Source organism: Paenibacillus sp. UMB4589-SE434, assembly GCF_030226685.1.
Taxonomy (GTDB): domain Bacteria; phylum Bacillota; class Bacilli; order Paenibacillales; family Paenibacillaceae; genus Paenibacillus_B.
This window is the reverse complement of record NZ_JASOYK010000014.1, coordinates 32,514-51,920: the sequence shown is the minus strand read 5'-3', so window position 1 is coordinate 51,920 and position 19,407 is coordinate 32,514. Positions and strand designations below refer to the sequence as shown.

Sequence of the window (19,407 nt, the reverse complement as noted above, 5' to 3'; positions counted from 1 at the left end):
CCAGTCCTAAAGTTGCACACGTCAAACCGCTTTCGATATACCGGACGGTTTGCAAGGCATTGCAAGCGCCCTTCGAGTTCCGAGTGCTATTTTCGATAAGTGATGCGACCTTTGCTCAAATCGTATGGCGACAGCTGTACGACCACTTTGTCCCCAGTAAGGATACGGATGAAATGCATCCGCAGCTTTCCGGAAACATGGGCAAGAATTTGGTGTCCATTTTCAAGTTCAACTCTAAATGTCGCATTTGGCAACGGCTCAATTACCGTGCCTTCAACTTCAATCACATCTTCCTTAGCCAACGTCATTCTCCTTTCTGATTACCATTTGCAGCGGCCAGTTGCTCCGTGTATTTTGCAATAACATAGCGCAGCTTACTGTTTGTGACCCGTCCGCTTTCCTTTAAACTATCGACAACTTCATGGCTTATCGCCTCGTGCAACTCCAAATGAAGCAAGTTTTTACGTTTCGGCTGGTCAAACTTTCGTTTGTCCCCATCCGCTATGTTAACGTATCGCGAAGGCTCCACACCAACAATGATGGCAAGCTTGCCTTCACCGCGGCCCTGAAGCACCTTAACGAACTGGCCGAGCTGCGGGTTCGGAATGCTGCTCATCCCAATCACCTACTTCTCTAATGTCGTTAAGATTTCACAACCGTCCGGTGTTACAGCCACTGTATGCTCAAAATGAGCACACCATGTTCCGTCCACCGTTACAACCGTCCAGTTATCCGCGAGCGTCTTCACATAACGTTCCCCGATAACGACCATCGGCTCAATGGCGAGCGTCATGCCCGGTTTGAGACGAGGTCCGCGATCCGGAGTGCCGTAGTTCGGAATTTGCGGTTCTTCATGAAGATCCGCACCTACCCCGTGACCAACGTACTCACGTACAACGGAAAAACCTGCATCCTCGATCACGCGTTCAATCGCATGGGATATCGTGTACAGGCGGACATCCGACTTGATAAGTTCAAGTCCGGCATAGAGCGAACGCTCCGTGACGTCGAGCAGCCGCTGAGCGGTGTCCGAAATCTTGCCGACTCCATACGTCCAAGCAGAGTCGCCATGGTATCCGCGATACTGCGCACCGATGTCGATGCTAATGATGTCGCCTTCGTTTAAAATCCGATCGCCGGGAATGCCATGCACCAGCTCTTCATTCACTGATGCGCAAATGCTGCCGGAAAATCCGTTGTAGCCTTTGAAAGAAGGGGTTGCCCCCTGACTGCGAATGAATTTGTCAGCGATGGCGTCAAGTTCCCGAGTTGTAATACCCGGCTTGACGGAGTTGGCCATGAGACGGTGCGTTTCCGCAACAATTCGCCCTGCTTCCCTCATGAAGCCTAATTCCACTTCGGACTTACAAATGATCATTCGTTTTAACCTCGCAGTAAAGATACGATCTCAGACGTCACCGTATCGATTTCCTTCTCACCGTCAACCTGACGCAACAAGCCTTTGTCTCCATAGTATGAAAGCAAAGGAGCCGTCTTGTTGATATATTCGTCAAGGCGTGTTCCAACTTTCTCTTCGGAATCATCCGAACGCTGGTACAACTCGCCTTGGCATTTATCACATACGCCCTCTTGTTGTGGCGGGTTAAAAATGACATGGTACGTCGCGCCGCAAGACTTGCAAATACGTCTGCCTGTGAGACGTGCCAGCAATAAATTACGGTCAACGCTCAGGTCGATGACATGATCAAGCTTACGTCCCATAGCTTCGAGCATATCGTCTAATGCTTCCGCTTGTGCCAAAGTACGAGGGAAGCCGTCCAACAGGAAGCCTTGTTCACAGTCCGGCTGAGCAAGTCGTTCACGAACGACACCAACCGTAACGTCATCTGGAACGAGCAGACCTTGATCAATGTATTCCTTTGCCTTTAGACCGATTGGCGTTCCTTCTCGCATTGCTGCGCGGAATGCATCGCCTGTGGAGATATGAGGAATTCGGAATTCCGTAACAATACGTTCAGCCTGTGTTCCTTTACCTGCCCCAGGAGGCCCCATGAATAGAATGTTCATCGAATGTCACTCCCTTTTTGGTAAGCATAGGCTTAACTTTCGTCGGAAGTGTTAATCTTTCGATGGCATTCGTTAAGCCTCTGCTCTACAAGAAACAGCACAATAGGTGCCGATGAGCCTTAACGGCTCTATCAGAACCTATTGACTATTTGTTGATAAAACCTTTGTAATGTCGTTTGATCAACTGGCTTTCGATCTGTTTCATCGTATCAAGCGCTACGCCGACCACGATGAGCAAAGATGTACCGCCGATTTGCACCGAACGCGGCAATCCTGCAAGTGCTCCGAAGAACACAGGAATAACGGAAACGAGAGCCAAGAAGATTGCACCTGCAAGCGTGATACGAGACATTACACGCGTCAAGTATGTTGCTGTTGCTTTACCCGGACGAATGCCTGGGATATAGCCGCCGTTCTTTTTCAATTGATCCGCCATTTGCTGAGGGTTCATTTGAACGAACGTGTAGAAGAATGTGAAACCGACGATTAACAGCACGTACAGCACCATGCCAAGCGGCTTGTCGTAGTACATATTGTTAATCACCCAGTTAGCCCATGCTTTACCTGTCCAGAACTGAGCGATTGTAATTGGGAACATCAATAGCGAAACCGCAAAGATGACCGGAATTACACCAGCACCATTCACTTTAAGCGGAATGTGCGTATTTTGTCCGCCGTACATTTTATTGCCGACGACACGTTTTGCGTATTGCACCGGAATCTTGCGGTTACCTTGTTGAATGTAGATAACCCCTACGATAATAAATACGATGAATAGCGCAATTACAAGCATTTTGACAATGTTCAGGAAGAGCGATCCGTCGCCATTGACAAATTGCGATTGATAAATCTCACCGATATGCGTTGGTATTGCTGCCACGATACCGGCAAAGATTAAGATCGAGATGCCGTTGCCGACACCTTTCTCCGTAATTTGTTCACCAAGCCACATCAGAAACGCAGTTCCGGCCGTTAGAACAATGGCGATTACAATGTAATCTGTTAAAGTCGCGTTCGGAACCATTTGCAACCCGTACAAGCGGTTGAAACCAATCGCTGTACCGAATGCTTGAATCAGACCCAGAATTATCGTTCCGTAACGAGTAATTTGAGCTAACTTGCGTTTACCGACTTCACCTTCCTTCGCCCACTGTGCAAACCTCGGCACGACATCCATCGATAGAAGCTGCACAATAATCGATGCCGTGATATACGGCATGATTCCTAGTGCGAAGATAGAGAATTTGAATAACGCTCCCCCGGAGAACGTGTTCATGAGACTGAACAAGTCACTGCCTTGGTTGGTTGCCTCAAAGACCGATTTATCGACGCCGGGAACAGGAATAAATGACCCAACGCGATAGACGATCAAGATCATAAGCGTAAATAATATCTTACGTCTAAGATCTTCGACCCGCCATATATTCGATACGGTCTTAAACATTAGATCACCTCGGATTTGCCGCCGGCAGCCTCGATCTTCTCTACCGCAGCTTGAGAGAACTTATTAGCCTTAACCGTAAGTTGAACAGACAAATCACCGTTACCCAAGATCTTAATACCGCTCAATGGGTTCTTGATGATGCCTTGTTCCATGAGCAATTCCGGAGTAACTTCTGTTCCAGCTGCAAAGCTGTTCAAGTCAGCTACGTTCAACACCGCATACTCTTTACGAGTAGGATTGGTGAATCCGCGTTTAGGCAGACGACGGTACAGTGGGTTTTGACCGCCTTCAAAGCCCGGACGAACACCACCGCCGGAACGAGCATTTTGACCTTTGTGACCGCGACCTGCAGTTTTACCGTTACCAGATGCAATACCGCGTCCTTTGCGGTAACGCTCCTCACGGGAACCAGGTGCTGGAGAAAGTTCATGTAACTTCATCGTTCGTCGCACCTCCTTAATTATTTATGCCGTTAATGTATTATAAGTTGTTTCATTGTGGTTGAACAAGTTGAAGCTAAGCTGCTTGGCTTAGCCTTCAATTTCTTCTACTTTAACCAAGTGATTCACTTGATTAACCATGCCACGAATCGCAGGGTTGTCATTTTGAACAACCGTCTGATTCATCTTACGCAGGCCCAAAGTGTTCACCGTCTTACGCTGATTCTCTGGACGACCGATCAGACTGCGAACGAGGGTAATCTGCAATTTTGCCATCGTAGTCCCCTCCTTATCCTAACAGTTCCTCAACGGATTTGCCACGCAACTTCGCTACTTGTTCTGCCGTTTTCAGACGGGACAGACCTTCAAGCGTAGCATTTACCATGTTCATTGAGTTAGAAGAGCCAAGCGATTTTGTCAAGATATCGCCTACACCAGCCAACTCCAACACGGCACGAACCGGGCCGCCAGCGATAACCCCAGTACCTTCGGATGCTGGTTTCAAGAGCACTTTACCAGCGCCAAAGCTTCCAGTTACCAAGTGAGGGATTGTCGTATTGACGAAAGGAACATGAATGAGATTTTTCTTAGCATCGTCGATGCCTTTGCGGATAGCGTCAGGAACCTCGGAAGCTTTACCGATGCCAGCGCCTACCCAGCCTTTGCCGTCTCCGACAACAACGAGTGCACTAAAGCTAAAACGACGTCCGCCTTTTACGACTTTAGACACACGATTGATTTGAACAACTTTTTCAGACAGTTCTAACGTGTTTGGATCAACTCGCAAGTCGTCAACCTCCTTTTGTTAAATTCTTAGAACTCAAGACCAGCTTCACGAGCTGCGTCTGCCAATGCTTGGACACGTCCATGATACAAGTAACCGCCACGGTCAAATACCACTTCAGTTACGCCTGCATCTTTCGCACGCTTCGCTACCAACTCGCCAACTTTGCGAGCGGATTCGACGTTACCGCCGTTAGAGATGCCTTCTGCAACCTCTTTATCCATAGTGGAAGCTGCTGCGATTGTTACGCCCTTAACATCATCGATGAGTTGAGCGTAGATATGTTTAGAGGAACGGAATACGTTTAAACGCGGACGTGCTGTCGTTCCTTCAATTTTCTTACGCACACGAAGGTGACGTTTCAAACGAGCTTTGTTCTTATCGCCTTTCGTAATCACGATTGTTTCACTCCCTTCAGTTTAGCCATTAAGCTACACGGGTAAGCGAGCTAGGCAAGATCTTACTTCTTCTTGCCAGCTTTACCTTCTTTACGCAGAATGCGTTCGCCTTCGTACTTGATACCTTTACCTTTATATGGCTCTGGCTCACGTACGGAACGAATTTTAGCTGCATAAGCACCAACGCGCTCTTTGTCGATACCTTTAACGATGATTTTCGTTTGTGCAGGAACGTCGAATTCGATGCCTGCTTCCGGAGTGATTTCTACCGGATGGGAATAACCAACGTTTAATACAAGTTTGTCCCCAGCTTTGTTAGCACGGTAACCTACGCCAACCAGCTCCAAAGTTTTGGAGTAACCTTCGGTTACACCATTAACCATGTTGCTAATTACGCTACGAGTTGTTCCGTGCAGGGAACGGTGAAGTTTATTATCAGAAGGACGAACAACGTTAATTACGTTCTCTTCTACAGATACTTGCATATCTTTATGAAGTTCACGAGACAACGTTCCTTTCGGTCCTTTAACCGTAATCACGCTATTGTCCAAAGTAACTGTTACGCCACCTGGAACGTCAATTGGTTTGCGACCAATACGAGACATGTGTTGTTGCACCTCCAATCATTATGCGATTAATTACCAAACGTAGCAGACTACCTCGCCGCCAGATTTGGATTGACGAGCTTCTTTATCCGTAACAACGCCTTTAGACGTCGAGATGATCGCGATACCAAGACCGCCGAGTACACGAGGTACCTCGTTCGATTTAGAGTATACACGCAATCCTGGCTTGGAAATACGTTTCAAGCCTGTGATGACACGCTCATTGTTAGCACCGTACTTCAAGAAGATACGGATGATCCCTTGTTTGTTGTCATCGATATATTCTGCATCACGGATAAAGCCTTCACGCTTGAGGATCTCAGCGATTTGCTTCTTCATTGTAGAAGCAGGCATTTCCACCGTTTCATGACGTACTGTGTTAGCATTGCGAATGCGTGTAAGCATATCAGCAATTGGATCAGACATAACCATTAGTGTAAACCTCCTTCCCGCAACAGGGTTGATTACCAGCTTGCTTTTTTAACGCCAGGAATCTGGCCTTTATATGCCAATTCGCGGAAACAAATTCTGCAAATTTTGAATTTACGTAATACAGAATGCGGACGACCACAACGCTCACAACGAGTGTATCCTTGCACTTTGAACTTCGGTTTGCGTTGTTGTTTTACCAGCATCGAAGTTTTTGCCACGTGTTGACACCTCCTATGATATTTGTAGGACCAAGGTCACTAACAAACTCATTGTCCTTATTACTTATGAATCGAATAGATTACTCTTTCGATTTTGACGATTATTTCGTGAAAGGCATGCCGAGTTGCGTCAACAATTCACGGGACTCTTCGTCCGTTTTCGCTGTAGTAACGATAACGATGTCCATACCGCGTACTTTATCGATTTTATCGTACTCGATCTCAGGGAAAATGATTTGCTCTTTCAGACCGAGCGTGTAGTTACCGCGGCCGTCAAACGCTTTGTTAGAGATACCGCGGAAGTCGCGGACACGTGGAAGCGTGACGTTGAACAATTTGTCCAGGAAGTGATACATACGCTCACCACGTAGTGTCACCTTCACACCGATCGGCATTCCTTCACGAAGCTTAAAGCCTGCGATGGATTTTTTAGCGCGAGTGATAACTGGCTTTTGACCAGAGATCAATTGCAATTCGGCAACAGCTGTATCCAAGACCTTGGAGTTCGAAACTGCCTCACCCATACCCATGTTGATGACGACTTTTTCTACTTTAGGTACTTGCATTACCGTTGTATAGTTGAACTTCTGCATCAGAGCAGGAGTTATTTCGTTCAAATAACGTTCTTTCATGCGAGCTGCCATGTAAAATGGACCTCCTTTCCTAGCGATTAGTCGATGATTTCGCCGGAGCGTTTTGCAACACGTACTTTTTTACCGTTCTCCAACACTTTGTAACCAATACGTGTTACTTTGCCCGACTTAGGATCCACGTGCATTACGTTCGATACGTGAATTGGAGCTTCTTGTTCAACGATACCGCCTTGCGGGTTCTTTTGGTTAGGCTTTTGGTGTTTTTTCACCATGTTAACACCTTCAATAAGAACACGGTTTTGACGTGGGAAAGCTGCGATAACGCGGCCTTTTTTACCTTTGTCTTTACCAGTGATAACGATGACAGTGTCATCTTTTTTCACGTGCAATTTGTTGTTATGCGACTCCAGTACTTTCTTCATTCGTGGCATGTGTCACACCTCCTGAACCTTGCTTGCAGGCAAGTTGATTAAATAACTTCCGGTGCCAAGGAAACGATTTTCATGAAGTCTTTATCGCGAAGTTCGCGAGCAACTGGTCCGAAAATACGTGTTCCACGTGGGCCTTTATCGTCTTTAACAATTACCGCTGCGTTCTCATCAAATGCGATGTAAGAACCGTCTTTACGACGAACGGAACGCTTCGTACGAACGATAACTGCTTTTACAACGTCACCCTTTTTGACAACGCCGCCTGGTGTTGCTTGTTTTACAGAGCAGATGATCAAGTCTCCAATGTGGCCTACGCGACGTCCCGTACCACCCAAGACACGAATACACATCAGTTCTTTTGCACCAGAGTTGTCTGCTACAGCTAAACGTGTAAATGGTTGAATCATTCTGTTTTCCTCCTTCCGGTTAAAACTAACCGAGCATTAAACGATTACAGCTTTCTCAACGATCTCTACCAGTCTCCAGCGTTTGTCTTTCGACAAAGGACGCGTTTCCATGACTTTTACAGTATCGCCGATCTTAGCTTCGTTGTTCTCGTCGTGAGCTTTGAACTTTTTCGTATATTTAATGCGTTTGTGGTACAAGTCATGCTTTTTGTACGTTTCAACCGCGATTACGATTGTTTTGTCCATTTTGTCACTGACCACTTTACCAACTTGCACTTTACGAGCGTTGCGTTGTTCACTCATGAGTGTGTTGCCTCCTTCCTGAGTACAGGATGTCTATTTATAGTCAAGATCTTGACGCTAAATTAGCTAGTAATCCCAAGTTCTCTTTCACGCAATACCGTTTTAGCACGAGCAATTGCTTTACGTACATCACGGATGCGAGTTGGGTTGTCAAGCTGTCCAGTAGCCAATTGGAAACGGAGGTTGAAAAGTTCTTCCTTGAATCCGACAATCTTTTGTTCAAGTTCAGCAGTGGTCAAGTTGCGGAATTCACTAGCTTTCATTTGCTTCACCACCCATTTCTTCGCGTTTCACAAACTTCGTCTTGATAGGGAGTTTGTGTGCAGCGAGGCGCATTGCTTCACGAGCGACTTCCTCAGGAACACCAGAAAGTTCGAACATGATCTTACCAGGCTTAACAACAGCTACCCATTTCTCAACGTTACCTTTACCGGAACCCATCCGCACCTCAAGAGGCTTTTGCGTAATTGGCTTATCCGGGAAGATTTTGATCCATACTTTACCGCCACGTTTAATGTAACGAGTCATCGCAATACGAGCAGCCTCGATTTGACGGTTTGTGATCCATGTAGGTTCAAGAGCTTGTAAACCGTATTCACCGAAGTTTACAGTTGTGCCGCCTTTAGCGCGACCTTTCAAGCTACCGCGTTGTTGTTTACGATGTTTGACACGTTTAGGTACCAACATGATTAGTTGCCTCCTTCCTCAACAGCCTTTTTCTTAGCCGTAGGAAGTACCTCTCCACGATAGATCCATACTTTTACGCCGATACGGCCGTAAGTTGTATGAGCTTCTGCCGTGCCATAATCGATGTCGGCGCGAAGCGTATGAAGTGGTACAGTTCCTTCGCTGTATCCTTCAGAACGAGCGATTTCAGCACCGCCCAAACGACCACTTACCGCTGTTTTAATTCCTTTTGCACCTGAACGCATAGAACGTTGAATCGCTTGTTTCAGCGCGCGACGGAAAGAAACGCGGCGCTCCAGTTGTTGTGCAATGCTCTCAGCAACGAGAATTGCATCCAAGTCTGGAGTTTTGATTTCCGAAATGTTGATGTGCACTTTTTTGCCGCCAGCAATTTTAGTTACTTCACGACGAAGAGCTTCAACCTCGGAACCGCCTTTACCAATTACCATACCTGGTTTAGCGGTGTGAATCGTAACGTTCACGCGATTAGCGGCACGTTCGATTTCGATTTTAGACACAGCTGCGTCTTTAAGTTTATTTTTAAGGTACTCACGAACCTTAACGTCTTCAATCAGCAATGCGCCGAAGTCTTTCTCAGCGTACCATTTAGATTCCCAATCACGGATAATACCTACTCGAAGTCCGACGGGATTTACCTTTTGACCCACACGTTTTCCCTCCTTATTTCTCGGATACCACAAGCGTGATGTGGCTAGTTCTCTTATTGATACGGCTTGCACGTCCCATTGCGCGAGGACGGAAACGTTTCAATGTTGGACCTTCGTTCACGAATACTTGCTCAATTACGAGCTTATTCACGTCCAATTGATAGTTATGTTCTGCATTGGCAATAGCAGAGTTCAACAATTTTTCAACCACTGGGGACGCCGATTTTGGCGTGTGGCGTAAAATTGCAATTGCTTCGCCTACTTGCTTTCCGCGGATCAAGTCGATAACGAGCTTGACTTTGCGGGGAGCGATGCGAACACTATTTGCATGAGCTTTCGCTTGCATGTTAGTACCTCCCCTCAAATGCTAAGTTCTGAATTATCGTTTGCCCGTTTTCTTGTCATCATCATGACCTTTGTACGTACGAGTAGGTGCGAACTCTCCGAACTTGTGTCCTACCATATCTTCTGTAACGTAAACTGGTACATGTTTGCGGCCATCATATACTGCAATTGTGTGACCGATGAATTGAGGAAAAATTGTGGAACGACGGGACCAAGTCTTAATTACGACTTTCTTGCCGCCTTCGTTCATAACTTCAACTTTCTTCAAAAGGTGACCATCAATGAATGGTCCTTTTTTCAAACTGCGACCCATGTGTGAATCCTCCCTTCACGAGACCTGTTTGTTTCGCTTGTTACGCTGCTGCGTATCGAACCGAACAAATATTATTTCGTGCGACGACGAACAATATATTTATCGGAGTGTTTGCCTTTTTTACGCGTTTTGTAACCGAGCGTAGGTTTGCCCCATGGAGACAATGGCGATTTACGACCGATTGGAGCGCGACCTTCACCACCACCATGTGGGTGATCAACCGGGTTCATTACAACCCCGCGGACTGTTGGACGTTTGCCCAACCAACGGTTACGACCTGCTTTACCGATCTTAATGAGTTCATGATCTTGGTTACCAACGGAACCGATAGTAGCGCGGCAAACTTTCAAGACTTTACGAACTTCACCAGAGGACAAGCGAACTGTTACATAACGTTCTTCTTTACCAAGCAATTGAGCTTCCGTACCAGCTGCACGAACCAACTGAGCACCTTTACCTGGTTTCAACTCGATGTTGTGGATAACTGTACCTACTGGAATGTTCTCAAGCGGCATTGCATTACCGATCTTGATATCAGCTCCAGCGCCGGACATAACAACATCGCCGACTTTCAAACCTTTAGGTGCGATGATATAACGTTTCTCACCATCAGCATAGTGAATCAATGCAATGTTAGAAGTACGGTTTGGATCGTACTCAACTGTAGCAACGCGGCCTTGAATGCCATCTTTGTTACGTTTGAAATCGATGATACGATACTTACGTTTGTGACCACCGCCATGATGGCGAGTAGTAATTTTACCTTGGTTGTTGCGGCCAGCTTTTTTGCTAAGAGGCGCAAGCAACGATTTCTCCGGTGTGCTTGTTGTGATCTCTTCGAACGTCGAAACGCTCATGCCACGACGAGCCGGGGATGTCGGTTTATACTTTTTGATTGGCACTTGTTTTCCCTCCTTACTTCAAAACTTGTTTATTTATACCGTTTCAAAGAACTCAAGCGGTTTGCTGTCAGCTGTCAAAGTTACGAAAGCTTTCTTCCATTCGGAAGTGTAGCCATTGTAGCGGCCATAACGTTTCGGCTTAGCCGGAACACGCAACGTGTTCACGCTCGCTACTTTCACTTTGAAGATTTGCTCGATAGCACTCTTGACTTCTGTTTTGTTGGCACGAATGTCAACCTCAAATACGTATTTAAGGCCATCCATCATCTCAGCAGTACGCTCAGTGATGATAGGACGCTTAATGATATCACGAGGATCTTTCATTACGCGAACACCTCCTCTACCTTCGAAACAGCATCCTTCGTGATGATCAGGTTCTGGTGGCGAAGCACGTCATAAACGTTAACTCCATCAGCCGCAACCAATTTCACGGATGGGATGTTGCGAGCGGAGAGCGCCACGTTGTCGTTGTACTCAGGTACTACAACAAGCGCTTTGCGTTCCACTTTCAAGTTGTTCAAGATCGCTTGGAATTCTTTCGTTTTCGGCGCGTTCAAGTTCAACTCGTCAAGTACAATAATTTTATTTTCCAACACTTTGGAAGAAAGTGCGGATTTGATCGCCAAACGACGAACTTTTTTAGGAAGCTTATATGCATAGCTGCGTGGTGTTGGTCCGAATACTACGCCGCCGCCTTTCCATTGTGGCGAACGAATCGAACCTTGACGCGCGCGGCCAGTTCCTTTTTGTTTCCATGGCTTACGGCCACCGCCGCGAACCTCGGAACGACCTTTAACTTTGTGTGTACCTTGACGCAACGATGCAAGCTGCATCACAACTGCATCATGAAGTACATGTTTGTTAGGCTCAATTCCGAATACACTGTCAGCCAATTCAATCTCGCCAACTTGCGTACCGGAAATGTTGTACAATGCTACTTTAGGCATTCTGAGCTCCTCCTTTCCTCACACATTACTTTTTAATTGCGGATTTAACGTTAATGAAGCTGTTTTTAGGTCCTGGAATGGAGCCTTTAACGAGGATTACGTTACGTTCCGTATCCACTTTAACAACCTCAAGATTTTGAATTGTAATTGTTACGCTACCCATATGTCCTGGAAGACGTTTGCCTTTAGGAACGCGGTTCGCTTGGATAGAACCCATGGAACCTGGGCCACGATGGTAACGGGAACCGTGGGACATAGGTCCGCGGCTTTGACCCCAACGTTGGATAACGCCGGAGAAACCTTTACCTTTAGAAATACCTGTAACGTCTACGAATTCACCTTCAGTGAACAAGTCAGCTTTCAACTCCTGGCCAACTTCGTATTGCGAAAGATCGATACCACGGTATTCCTTAATGTAGCGCTTAGGCGTTGTGTTAGCTTTTTTAGCATGTCCGATTTCTGGCTTGTTGGCACGCTTTTCTTTCTTGTCAGCAAAGCCGACTTGAATTGCTTCGTAACCATCGTTCTCAAGATCTTTCTTTTGAAGAACGACACAAGGACCAGCTTCGATAACTGTTACTGGCACAACATTACCCTCTGGAGTAAATACTTGAGTCATGCCGAGTTTTTTTCCTAAGATACCTTTCATGTTGACACCTCTTTTCCTTCCATATTCCGTTCATACTTAAGCTGTTCTTACAGCTTGATTTCGATATCTACACCGGACGGCAGGTCCAGTCGCATCAACGCATCAACAGTTTGCGGCGTTGGGTTCACGATGTCGATAAGACGCTTATGAGTGCGCATTTCGAACTGCTCGCGAGAATCCTTGTACTTATGCACCGCACGAAGAATGGTGATGATTTGCTTCTCTGTTGGCAACGGGATTGGACCGGATACTCCTGCACCGGAACGCTTAGCCGTTTCAACGATCTTCTCAGCTGATTGATCAAGAATTCTGTGGTCGTATGCTTTCAAGCGAATACGAATTTTTTGCTTTGCCATTTTATTCCCTCCTTTAATCGCCCAATTTTGCATCGGACATACTCCGTGAAAATTTTCCGTGCACACCGTCCATGGCAAAGGGGCCGGGTGTGTCGGTAACCTCTCACTTCATCGCAACGTCGACGAACAACATTCACTATTATATATAAATGTCCCGATAATTGCAAGCATTTGTAGCAAATTCGTTTATACATATAAAATAAGAGAAATATTACGGTATACCAAGCAACTTAGTATTGTCGTCAGTTCATCTCAAAGTCGGCTGCTAGGACATTATATAATGAAGAATTCATATAATGCCACGGTAATCCATACCAACTGTCGCGAGTTCCTTCTATATAAGAAGAAGTCCGCTTACAGCTTCATCGTTGTATGACTTAATTGTTCAGCCGATTCAGCAACTTGCCGTGTTGCCTGACCGATTCCTGCAATCATTTCCATAAGAAGCTCAAATTCTCCTTGAATGCTATCCATGGAGTGCCTGCTTGTTTCAACCTTTTGAACGATATTTATGAAAGCTCCACTAGTTTCTTCTGATTGCTCCTTTACGGAGGCCACACTAGCACGTACCTCACTAATAATTTGAACAACAGAGTTATTAACCAAAGTTGAGTTCCCTATCAACTCTTCAATGTCCGCTACCGTTTGCTTCGTATGGTCGGCCAATTTATTTACTTCTTTGGCTACAACAGCAAATCCCAACCCATGCTCTCCTGCACGTGCAGCTTCTATAGAAGCGTTTAATGATAATAAGTTAGTCTGATCTGCTATCTCTCTTACAGCTCCAATAATAGTTCTTATTCGTATAGACGTATCTTTTAAATTGATAATCCGAATTTGCATTTCATGAGCATGGTCATTAATCCGCTGAATACTCTCAGACACTCCGGTCATCAATTGTTTGCCTTCCATAGCGACCTCTTGTGTCATACTTGTTGATTGCGCTGCAGCTTGAACTCTATCGTTAAGCTCTACACCTTTATGACTAAGACTGGATATTGTGAGATTGGTTTCAGCTGCCAGTGCCGCAAGTTGTTCACTTAGCTGGCTTATATTTTGTTTCAACTCATTTTTAACTACTTCATATTGCTGGGCCATTTGCATATGGAAACGCTCCTCATAAGCATCCAGCACAAGCTGTTGTTCCAGATTAAATATTTTGTTCAGAGCATGAATACATGATATTGAACACTCTTTATCCGGAATGCGGCGCAGCACAAGATCAGTAATGATGGCCTGCAAATTTTGAAAAGCTCCCATATACCATTTCGACTCAAGTCCTATATGCTGATGTACAGAAGCAATTTTTATACGTTTTATAATATAGGGACCATCAATCACACCATTAAACATTTCTTCAATATGGATGCGGAGCGTTGACTTCAACTTTTCCACTGAACTGTTATTTCGAATCAACATATCCAGTTGAGCTATACTTATAATCGTGTCATAAAATTGAGTTGTCAATGCCTCTAATTCCATAGAAATATAAGGCTTTAAACATCTTAATAGTCTAAGGTCAACTTCCGTTAATGAGATCATGTTTAGTTGTTTCCATAAGGGATGTTCATCTGGTAAATTTATTTTTCCCCAAGCCTCACTTACCTGTTGCTGATCATCTATGTTCCATATGGGCTCTGAACCCTTCCTTGTAGCACTGAATTGCCCTAACTCCGTTGTGTTATCGGAAAACCATTTCGTTATAAAGTTCATCAGGATGCATCCTTCCCTAAGAAGTGTACACTCTGTCCCGCAAGAGTTATCCACACCCTTGTGACATATAGGACATTACTCCTATTATAGTCCGGTAAATAGTCCCGCATAGGCATCCCATATATCCAAGCTGTGAATATTGTATTAGAACATTCTGAACTTATCCACATAAACAAAAACAATCCCTCTCCGTTAGGAAAGGGATTGTGATTAATGTCGGCTAATGCCGAACATTAATTATTTTTGGATGGATGCAACCGCACCGGCACCTACTGTACGTCCGCCTTCACGAATCGCGAAGCGTGTTCCTTCTTCGATAGCGATTGGGCTGATCAATTTAACAGTAACTGTGATGTTGTCACCAGGCATAACCATTTCAGTGCCTTCTGGCAATTCGATGATACCTGTTACGTCAGTTGTACGGAAGTAGAACTGTGGACGGTAGCCAGTAAAGAAAGGCTTGTGACGGCCACCCTCTTCTTTAGTCAACACGTAGATTTGGGAAGTGAACTCTGTATGTGGTTTAACCGTACCTGGTTTAACCAATACTTGTCCGCGCTCGATGTTGCTGCGGTCTACACCACGAAGCAACGCACCGATGTTGTCACCAGCTTGAGCGGAATCAAGAAGTTTACGGAACATTTCTACGCCCGTAACAACCGATTTGCGAGTCTCTTCTTGGATACCAACGATTTCGATCTCTTCGCCTACTTTAACAGTACCGCGCTCTACACGACCAGTAGCAACTGTACCACGGCCAGTGATGGAGAACACGTCCTCGACAGGCATCAAGAAAGGCTTGTCAGTTTCGCGCTCTGGTTGTGGAATGTAGTTGTCGATTTGTTCGAACAATTCAACAACTTTATCAGCCCACTCACCATCAGGGTTTTGAAGAGCTTCACGAGCGGAACCACGGATGATTGGAGTGTCGTCGCCTGGGAACTCATATTCGTTCAACAAGTCACGAACTTCCATTTCAACCAATTCAAGCAACTCTTCGTCTTCTACCATGTCGCATTTGTTCAAGAATACAACGATGTAAGGTACGCCTACTTGGCGGGACAACAAGATGTGCTCACGTGTTTGTGGCATTGGACCGTCAGCTGCAGATACAACCAAGATCGCGCCGTCCATTTGAGCAGCACCAGTGATCATGTTTTTAACGTAGTCCGCGTGACCTGGGCAGTCAACGTGTGCATAGTGACGAGCTGGTGTTTCGTACTCTACGTGAGATGTGGAAATTGTGATACCGCGTTCGCGCTCTTCTGGAGCTTTATCGATTTGATCGAATGCAATTGCAGCACCGCCATAACGTTTGGACAATACTGTAGTGATTGCAGCTGTCAAAGTTGTTTTACCGTGGTCAACGTGACCGATAGTACCGATGTTAACATGCGGTTTATTACGTTCAAATTTTGCCTTTGCCATTTTGAACAATTCCTCCTTAATAGTGGAATAATATATGGGATTGAAGGTCGGCATGAAGATTTAGATCAACTTCCCGACCTTGTGTAAACTTAGATTAAGCAGTTAAATTACTCAGCGCCTTTGTGCTTCGAAACAATCTCTTCCGAGATGCTGCGAGGAACTTCTTCATAGTGCGAAAGCTCCATGGAGAATACGCCACGGCCTTGTGTACCAGAACGAAGAGTTGTGGAATATCCAAACATCTCAGCGAGAGGTACCTTAGCACGAATAATTTGAGCTCCTGAGCGAGTATCCATACCTTCGATACGACCACGACGGGAATTCAACATCCCCATAACGTCGCCCATGTACTCTTCAGGAACTGTAACTTCAACTTTCATGATTGGCTCAAGCAAGACAGGATTACACTTGTCTTTAGCAGCTTTAAGTGCCATGGAACCGGCAATCTTAAACGCCATTTCACTGGAGTCAACATCATGATAAGATCCGTCAAAAATAGTTGCTTTAATATCAACGAGTGGGAAGCCCGCAATTACACCGTTCTTCATTGACTCTTCGATACCAGCTTGAACTGGAGCGATGTATTCACGAGGAACGACACCACCGACAACTTTGTTTTCGAATGCGAAGCCTGCGCCCGGCTCTTGTGGTGCAAATTCGATCCATACGTGTCCGTATTGACCGCGACCACCAGATTGGCGTACAAACTTACCTTCGACTTTAGCGCCAGTTTTGAATGTTTCACGGTAAGCAACTTGTGGTTTACCAACATTCGTGTCAACCTTAAACTCACGACGCATACGGTCAACGATGATCTCCAAGTGAAGCTCACCCATACCAGCCAAAATAGTTTGACCAGTCTCTTCATCTGTATGCGCACGCAGAGTTGGATCTTCCTCTGTCAATTTGCTCAAAGCAACACCCATTTTATCTTGGTCAGCTTTGGTTTTAGGCTCTACTGCGATTTCGATTACCGGATCAGGGAAGTTCATGGACTCCAAGATTACCGGATTTTTCTCATCACAAAGTGTATCGCCAGTACCTGTATCTTTCAAGCCTACTGCAGCTGCGATATCTCCGGAGTATACTACGTCGATTTCTTCACGGCTGTTAGCGTGCATTTGAAGAATACGGCCGATACGCTCACGTTTGCCCTTTGTAGCATTCAATACATAAGAACCGGAGCTCAATACGCCTGAATACACACGGAAGAACGTAAGTTTACCAACATAAGGGTCTGTCATGATCTTAAACGCAAGTGCCGAGAACGGCTCTTCGTCAGAAGAATGACGGATCGCTTCTTCACCATCTTCAAGATGACCTTTAATATCAGGTACATCAAGTGGGGATGGCAAGTAGTCAACAACTGCGTCAATCATCAATTGAACGCCTTTGTTTCTGTAAGAAGAACCGCATACTACTGGGAAGATTTGAACGGAACAAACACCTTTACGGAGAGCAGCCTTGAGTTCTTCAACTGTTGGCTCTTCACCCTCGAGGTATTTCATCATCAAATCTTCGTCGAGTTCTGCAACCTTCTCAACTAATTCCATGCGAAGTTCAGCAACTTGCTCTTTGAACTCTGCAGGAATTTCTGTAATTTCGACATCACGACCAAGGTCATCTTTGAAGATGTGAGCAACTTGCTCTACCAAGTCAATGATACCAACAAAATCATTCTCAGCGCCGATAGGCAATTGAATCGCAACTGCGTTCGCTTGCAAACGATCTTTCATGGACTCAATAACGTTGAGGTAATCAGCGCCAATGATGTCCATTTTGTTAACGTAAGCAATACGAGGTACACCGTAACGGTCAGCTTGACGCCATACCGTTTCGGATTGCGGCTCTACGCCTTCTTTTGCAGAGAATACGCCTACGGCTCCGTCCAATACGCGAAGGGAACGTTCAACCTCTACTGTGAAGTCAACGTGACCCGGAGTATCGATGATATTAACACGATGACCTTTCCACTGCGCTGTAGTCGCAGCGGATGTGATCGTGATACCACGTTCTTGTTCTTGCTCCATCCAGTCCATTGTTGCTGCACCTTCGTGCACCTCACCAATCTTGTGAGTACGGCCTGTATAGTACAAGATACGCTCCGTTGTTGTTGTCTTACCAGCATCGATGTGAGCCATGATCCCGATATTACGCGTATTTGCCAAGGAGAACTGTCTTGCCATGGTTGGATCTCCCTTCAAATATGAGTTGGTTAAATGCGAGTAGCTTTAACTCAATCCTACCAACGGTAGTGAGCAAATGCTTTGTTCGCTTCAGCCATTTTGTGCGTATCTTCGCGTTTCTTAACAGCTGCTCCAGTGTTGTTGGAAGCATCGATAATCTCTGCTGCCAAACGCTCTTGCATTGTTTTTTCACCGCGGTTACGCGAATAGTTAACCAACCAACGTAATCCCAAGGATGTACGGCGTTCTGGCTTAACTTCTACTGGTACTTGATAGTTAGATCCGCCTACACGGCGAGCTTTAACTTCTAGAACCGGCATGATGTTCTTGATTGCTGCTTCAAACACTTCCATAGGGTCTTTACCCGTACGCTCTTCAATGGACTTGAAAGCATCATACAGAATAGTTTGAGCAACACCACGTTTACCATCGATCATAACACGATTGATTAGGCGAGTAACCAACTTGCTATTGTATACCGGATCTGGCAACACGTCGCGCTTAGTAACTGGTCCTTTGCGTGGCATGTGTATCCCCCTTTCCACGTGAGCTCATGAATATATCATGAAACTATTAATTATTTTTTAACTTTAGGACGCTTCGTACCATATTTGGAACGAGCTTGCATACGGTTGTTCACACCAGCAGTGTCTAATGCACCGCGAACGATGTGGTAGCGAACACCCGGAAGATCCTTAACACGGCCGCCGCGCACGAGCACGACACTATGCTCTTGCAGGTTATGTCCAATACCGCCGATGTACGCCGTTACCTCTACACGGTTCGTCAAACGAACACGAGCATATTTACGAAGTGCGGAGTTCGGTTTCTTCGGAGTCATTGTACCTACACGAGTACATACACCACGTTTTTGAGGCGCGCTCAAATCAGTCTCAGCACGTTTCAGGGCGTTAAACCCTTTTTGCAATGCTGGGGATTTGGATTTTGTTACTTTAGCTTTGCGGCCTTTGCGAACTAATTGGTTAATAGTTGGCATGTTGCCACCCCCTTCCCATGTTATTAACACCTTTAACAATTCACTCTTTTAAGTCCACAGATCCAGGCGGTTCATAAATGAGCAAATGAAAAGTTTTTGCCTCGGAAACCATTCCGTCATCCTTAACAAAAAC

31 protein-coding genes are annotated in these 19,407 nt (G+C 45.6%); all 31 read right to left on the bottom strand.

The window, feature by feature from the left end:
- Nucleotides 1-86: 86 nt before the first annotated feature.
- The 31 genes from infA to rpsL all read right to left on the bottom strand — a co-directional run bounded on the left by infA (nt 87) and on the right by rpsL (nt 19,274).
- Nucleotides 87-302, bottom strand: coding sequence for a translation initiation factor IF-1 (gene infA / locus QP775_RS25405; protein ID WP_006676514.1), 216 nt, complete (start codon nt 300-302; stop codon nt 87-89).
- Nucleotides 303-304: 2 nt separating this feature from the next.
- Complete coding sequence (locus QP775_RS25400; RefSeq protein ID WP_239333571.1) at nt 305-616, bottom strand: KOW domain-containing RNA-binding protein; 312 nt, start codon at nt 614-616, stop codon at nt 305-307.
- A gap of 9 nt (nt 617-625) precedes the next feature.
- Nucleotides 626-1,378: a type I methionyl aminopeptidase gene (map, locus tag QP775_RS25395; protein ID WP_285109329.1), complete on the bottom strand. Its 753-nt coding sequence runs from the start codon at nt 1,376-1,378 to the stop codon at nt 626-628.
- A 5-nt stretch (nt 1,379-1,383) separates the two neighbouring features.
- Nucleotides 1,384-2,028 (bottom strand): adenylate kinase, encoded by a 645-nt coding sequence (locus QP775_RS25390; protein WP_239333575.1) that lies wholly within the window; start codon nt 2,026-2,028, stop codon nt 1,384-1,386.
- A gap of 145 nt (nt 2,029-2,173) precedes the next feature.
- Nucleotides 2,174-3,472, bottom strand: coding sequence for a preprotein translocase subunit SecY (gene secY / locus QP775_RS25385; protein ID WP_285109328.1), 1,299 nt, complete (start codon nt 3,470-3,472; stop codon nt 2,174-2,176).
- Nucleotides 3,472-3,912, bottom strand: a complete 441-nt coding sequence (rplO, locus tag QP775_RS25380; protein ID WP_239333579.1) for a 50S ribosomal protein L15 — start codon at nt 3,910-3,912, stop codon at nt 3,472-3,474. The genes secY and rplO overlap by 1 nt, the downstream gene beginning before the upstream one ends.
- 90 nt (nt 3,913-4,002) lie before the next feature.
- A complete protein-coding gene (rpmD, locus tag QP775_RS25375) occupies nt 4,003-4,188 on the bottom strand; it encodes a 50S ribosomal protein L30 (protein WP_239333581.1) in 186 nt (61 codons plus the stop codon).
- A 13-nt stretch (nt 4,189-4,201) separates the two neighbouring features.
- Entirely contained in the window at nt 4,202-4,699 is a 498-nt protein-coding gene (gene rpsE, locus QP775_RS25370; RefSeq protein WP_028543525.1) for a 30S ribosomal protein S5, read from the bottom strand.
- A gap of 26 nt (nt 4,700-4,725) precedes the next feature.
- Nucleotides 4,726-5,094, bottom strand: a complete 369-nt coding sequence (gene rplR / locus QP775_RS25365; RefSeq protein ID WP_239333583.1) for a 50S ribosomal protein L18 — start codon at nt 5,092-5,094, stop codon at nt 4,726-4,728.
- A 62-nt stretch (nt 5,095-5,156) separates the two neighbouring features.
- On the bottom strand, nt 5,157-5,699 hold the full coding sequence (gene rplF / locus QP775_RS25360) for a 50S ribosomal protein L6 (RefSeq protein WP_028543523.1): 543 nt from the start codon (nt 5,697-5,699) through the stop codon (nt 5,157-5,159).
- Between the two features lie 33 nt (nt 5,700-5,732).
- Nucleotides 5,733-6,131 carry a 30S ribosomal protein S8 gene (gene rpsH / locus QP775_RS25355; RefSeq protein WP_028543522.1) on the bottom strand — a complete coding sequence of 133 codons (399 nt, stop codon included), beginning with the start codon at nt 6,129-6,131 and terminating at the stop codon, nt 5,733-5,735.
- 32 nt (nt 6,132-6,163) lie between these two features.
- Nucleotides 6,164-6,349 (bottom strand): type Z 30S ribosomal protein S14, encoded by a 186-nt coding sequence (locus tag QP775_RS25350; RefSeq protein ID WP_028543521.1) that lies wholly within the window; start codon nt 6,347-6,349, stop codon nt 6,164-6,166.
- A gap of 101 nt (nt 6,350-6,450) precedes the next feature.
- Nucleotides 6,451-6,993: a 50S ribosomal protein L5 gene (gene rplE, locus QP775_RS25345; RefSeq protein ID WP_028543520.1), complete on the bottom strand. Its 543-nt coding sequence runs from the start codon at nt 6,991-6,993 to the stop codon at nt 6,451-6,453.
- Nucleotides 6,994-7,019: 26 nt separating this feature from the next.
- A complete protein-coding gene (gene rplX, locus QP775_RS25340) occupies nt 7,020-7,373 on the bottom strand; it encodes a 50S ribosomal protein L24 (protein WP_084159035.1) in 354 nt (117 codons plus the stop codon).
- Between the two features lie 38 nt (nt 7,374-7,411).
- On the bottom strand, nt 7,412-7,780 hold the full coding sequence (gene rplN / locus QP775_RS25335) for a 50S ribosomal protein L14 (protein ID WP_028543518.1): 369 nt from the start codon (nt 7,778-7,780) through the stop codon (nt 7,412-7,414).
- 36 nt (nt 7,781-7,816) lie between these two features.
- Nucleotides 7,817-8,083, bottom strand: coding sequence for a 30S ribosomal protein S17 (gene rpsQ, locus QP775_RS25330; protein ID WP_028543517.1), 267 nt, complete (start codon nt 8,081-8,083; stop codon nt 7,817-7,819).
- Nucleotides 8,084-8,145: 62 nt separating this feature from the next.
- Entirely contained in the window at nt 8,146-8,346 is a 201-nt protein-coding gene (gene rpmC, locus QP775_RS25325) for a 50S ribosomal protein L29 (protein WP_028543516.1), read from the bottom strand.
- Complete coding sequence (gene rplP, locus QP775_RS25320; RefSeq protein ID WP_028543515.1) at nt 8,336-8,770, bottom strand: 50S ribosomal protein L16; 435 nt, start codon at nt 8,768-8,770, stop codon at nt 8,336-8,338. Before rplP ends, rpmC begins: the two co-directional genes overlap by 11 nt.
- A gap of 2 nt (nt 8,771-8,772) precedes the next feature.
- Nucleotides 8,773-9,438, bottom strand: a complete 666-nt coding sequence (rpsC, locus tag QP775_RS25315; RefSeq protein ID WP_239333642.1) for a 30S ribosomal protein S3 — start codon at nt 9,436-9,438, stop codon at nt 8,773-8,775.
- 13 nt (nt 9,439-9,451) lie between these two features.
- Entirely contained in the window at nt 9,452-9,784 is a 333-nt protein-coding gene (gene rplV / locus QP775_RS25310; RefSeq protein ID WP_028543513.1) for a 50S ribosomal protein L22, read from the bottom strand.
- A 33-nt stretch (nt 9,785-9,817) separates the two neighbouring features.
- Nucleotides 9,818-10,096: a 30S ribosomal protein S19 gene (gene rpsS / locus QP775_RS25305; protein ID WP_239333593.1), complete on the bottom strand. Its 279-nt coding sequence runs from the start codon at nt 10,094-10,096 to the stop codon at nt 9,818-9,820.
- A 71-nt stretch (nt 10,097-10,167) separates the two neighbouring features.
- Nucleotides 10,168-10,998, bottom strand: coding sequence for a 50S ribosomal protein L2 (rplB, locus tag QP775_RS25300; protein WP_239333595.1), 831 nt, complete (start codon nt 10,996-10,998; stop codon nt 10,168-10,170).
- 33 nt (nt 10,999-11,031) lie between these two features.
- A complete protein-coding gene (rplW, locus tag QP775_RS25295) occupies nt 11,032-11,322 on the bottom strand; it encodes a 50S ribosomal protein L23 (RefSeq protein ID WP_028543510.1) in 291 nt (96 codons plus the stop codon).
- The gene (gene rplD / locus QP775_RS25290; protein WP_239333597.1) at nt 11,322-11,945 is read right to left on the bottom strand and encodes a 50S ribosomal protein L4; all 624 of its coding nucleotides are present in this window, start codon (nt 11,943-11,945) and stop codon (nt 11,322-11,324) included. The genes rplW and rplD overlap by 1 nt, the downstream gene beginning before the upstream one ends.
- A gap of 25 nt (nt 11,946-11,970) precedes the next feature.
- Nucleotides 11,971-12,594 (bottom strand): 50S ribosomal protein L3, encoded by a 624-nt coding sequence (gene rplC, locus QP775_RS25285; RefSeq protein ID WP_028543508.1) that lies wholly within the window; start codon nt 12,592-12,594, stop codon nt 11,971-11,973.
- A gap of 47 nt (nt 12,595-12,641) precedes the next feature.
- Complete coding sequence (gene rpsJ, locus QP775_RS25280; RefSeq protein WP_005544556.1) at nt 12,642-12,950, bottom strand: 30S ribosomal protein S10; 309 nt, start codon at nt 12,948-12,950, stop codon at nt 12,642-12,644.
- A gap of 354 nt (nt 12,951-13,304) precedes the next feature.
- A complete protein-coding gene (locus QP775_RS25275) occupies nt 13,305-14,663 on the bottom strand; it encodes a globin-coupled sensor protein (protein WP_285109327.1) in 1,359 nt (452 codons plus the stop codon).
- Between the two features lie 237 nt (nt 14,664-14,900).
- Complete coding sequence (tuf, locus tag QP775_RS25270; RefSeq protein ID WP_239333601.1) at nt 14,901-16,091, bottom strand: elongation factor Tu; 1,191 nt, start codon at nt 16,089-16,091, stop codon at nt 14,901-14,903.
- Between the two features lie 107 nt (nt 16,092-16,198).
- A complete protein-coding gene (fusA, locus tag QP775_RS25265) occupies nt 16,199-18,277 on the bottom strand; it encodes an elongation factor G (RefSeq protein ID WP_239333603.1) in 2,079 nt (692 codons plus the stop codon).
- Nucleotides 18,278-18,333: 56 nt separating this feature from the next.
- On the bottom strand, nt 18,334-18,804 hold the full coding sequence (rpsG, locus tag QP775_RS25260) for a 30S ribosomal protein S7 (protein WP_028543504.1): 471 nt from the start codon (nt 18,802-18,804) through the stop codon (nt 18,334-18,336).
- A gap of 50 nt (nt 18,805-18,854) precedes the next feature.
- Entirely contained in the window at nt 18,855-19,274 is a 420-nt protein-coding gene (rpsL, locus tag QP775_RS25255) for a 30S ribosomal protein S12 (RefSeq protein WP_028543503.1), read from the bottom strand.
- Between the last annotated feature and the right edge of the window lie 133 nt (nt 19,275-19,407).

Excerpts from the sequence above, each read along its gene's own strand:
- QP775_RS25275 (WP_285109327.1), bottom strand. The coding sequence starts at position 14,663 with ATGAACTTTATAACGAAATGGTTTTCCGATAACACAACGGAGTTAGGG.
- rplV (WP_028543513.1), bottom strand. The coding sequence starts at position 9,784 with ATGCAAGCGAAAGCTCATGCAAATAGTGTTCGCATCGCTCCCCGCAAA.
- QP775_RS25390 (WP_239333575.1), bottom strand. The coding sequence starts at position 2,028 with ATGAACATTCTATTCATGGGGCCTCCTGGGGCAGGTAAAGGAACACAG.
- rpsJ (WP_005544556.1), bottom strand. The coding sequence starts at position 12,950 with ATGGCAAAGCAAAAAATTCGTATTCGCTTGAAAGCATACGACCACAGA.
- rplO (WP_239333579.1), bottom strand. The coding sequence starts at position 3,912 with ATGAAGTTACATGAACTTTCTCCAGCACCTGGTTCCCGTGAGGAGCGT.
- rplP (WP_028543515.1), bottom strand. The coding sequence starts at position 8,770 with ATGTTGGTACCTAAACGTGTCAAACATCGTAAACAACAACGCGGTAGC.
- map (WP_285109329.1), bottom strand. The coding sequence starts at position 1,378 with ATGATCATTTGTAAGTCCGAAGTGGAATTAGGCTTCATGAGGGAAGCA.
- rpmD (WP_239333581.1), bottom strand. The coding sequence starts at position 4,188 with ATGGCAAAATTGCAGATTACCCTCGTTCGCAGTCTGATCGGTCGTCCA.
- rplC (WP_028543508.1), bottom strand. The coding sequence starts at position 12,594 with ATGAAAGGTATCTTAGGAAAAAAACTCGGCATGACTCAAGTATTTACT.
- rpsS (WP_239333593.1), bottom strand. The coding sequence starts at position 10,096 with ATGGGTCGCAGTTTGAAAAAAGGACCATTCATTGATGGTCACCTTTTG.
- rpmC (WP_028543516.1), bottom strand. The coding sequence starts at position 8,346 with ATGAAAGCTAGTGAATTCCGCAACTTGACCACTGCTGAACTTGAACAA.
- rplX (WP_084159035.1), bottom strand. The coding sequence starts at position 7,373 with ATGCCACGAATGAAGAAAGTACTGGAGTCGCATAACAACAAATTGCAC.
- rpsQ (WP_028543517.1), bottom strand. The coding sequence starts at position 8,083 with ATGAGTGAACAACGCAACGCTCGTAAAGTGCAAGTTGGTAAAGTGGTC.
- rplD (WP_239333597.1), bottom strand. The coding sequence starts at position 11,945 with ATGCCTAAAGTAGCATTGTACAACATTTCCGGTACGCAAGTTGGCGAG.
- rpsG (WP_028543504.1), bottom strand. The coding sequence starts at position 18,804 with ATGCCACGCAAAGGACCAGTTACTAAGCGCGACGTGTTGCCAGATCCG.
- secY (WP_285109328.1), bottom strand. The coding sequence starts at position 3,472 with ATGTTTAAGACCGTATCGAATATATGGCGGGTCGAAGATCTTAGACGT.
- fusA (WP_239333603.1), bottom strand. The coding sequence starts at position 18,277 with ATGGCAAGACAGTTCTCCTTGGCAAATACGCGTAATATCGGGATCATG.
- tuf (WP_239333601.1), bottom strand. The coding sequence starts at position 16,091 with ATGGCAAAGGCAAAATTTGAACGTAATAAACCGCATGTTAACATCGGT.
- rplF (WP_028543523.1), bottom strand. The coding sequence starts at position 5,699 with ATGTCTCGTATTGGTCGCAAACCAATTGACGTTCCAGGTGGCGTAACA.
- rplW (WP_028543510.1), bottom strand. The coding sequence starts at position 11,322 with ATGAAAGATCCTCGTGATATCATTAAGCGTCCTATCATCACTGAGCGT.
- rpsL (WP_028543503.1), bottom strand. The coding sequence starts at position 19,274 with ATGCCAACTATTAACCAATTAGTTCGCAAAGGCCGCAAAGCTAAAGTA.
- rpsH (WP_028543522.1), bottom strand. The coding sequence starts at position 6,131 with ATGGTTATGTCTGATCCAATTGCTGATATGCTTACACGCATTCGCAAT.
- QP775_RS25400 (WP_239333571.1), bottom strand. The coding sequence starts at position 616 with ATGAGCAGCATTCCGAACCCGCAGCTCGGCCAGTTCGTTAAGGTGCTT.
- rplN (WP_028543518.1), bottom strand. The coding sequence starts at position 7,780 with ATGATTCAACCATTTACACGTTTAGCTGTAGCAGACAACTCTGGTGCA.
- rplE (WP_028543520.1), bottom strand. The coding sequence starts at position 6,993 with ATGGCAGCTCGCATGAAAGAACGTTATTTGAACGAAATAACTCCTGCT.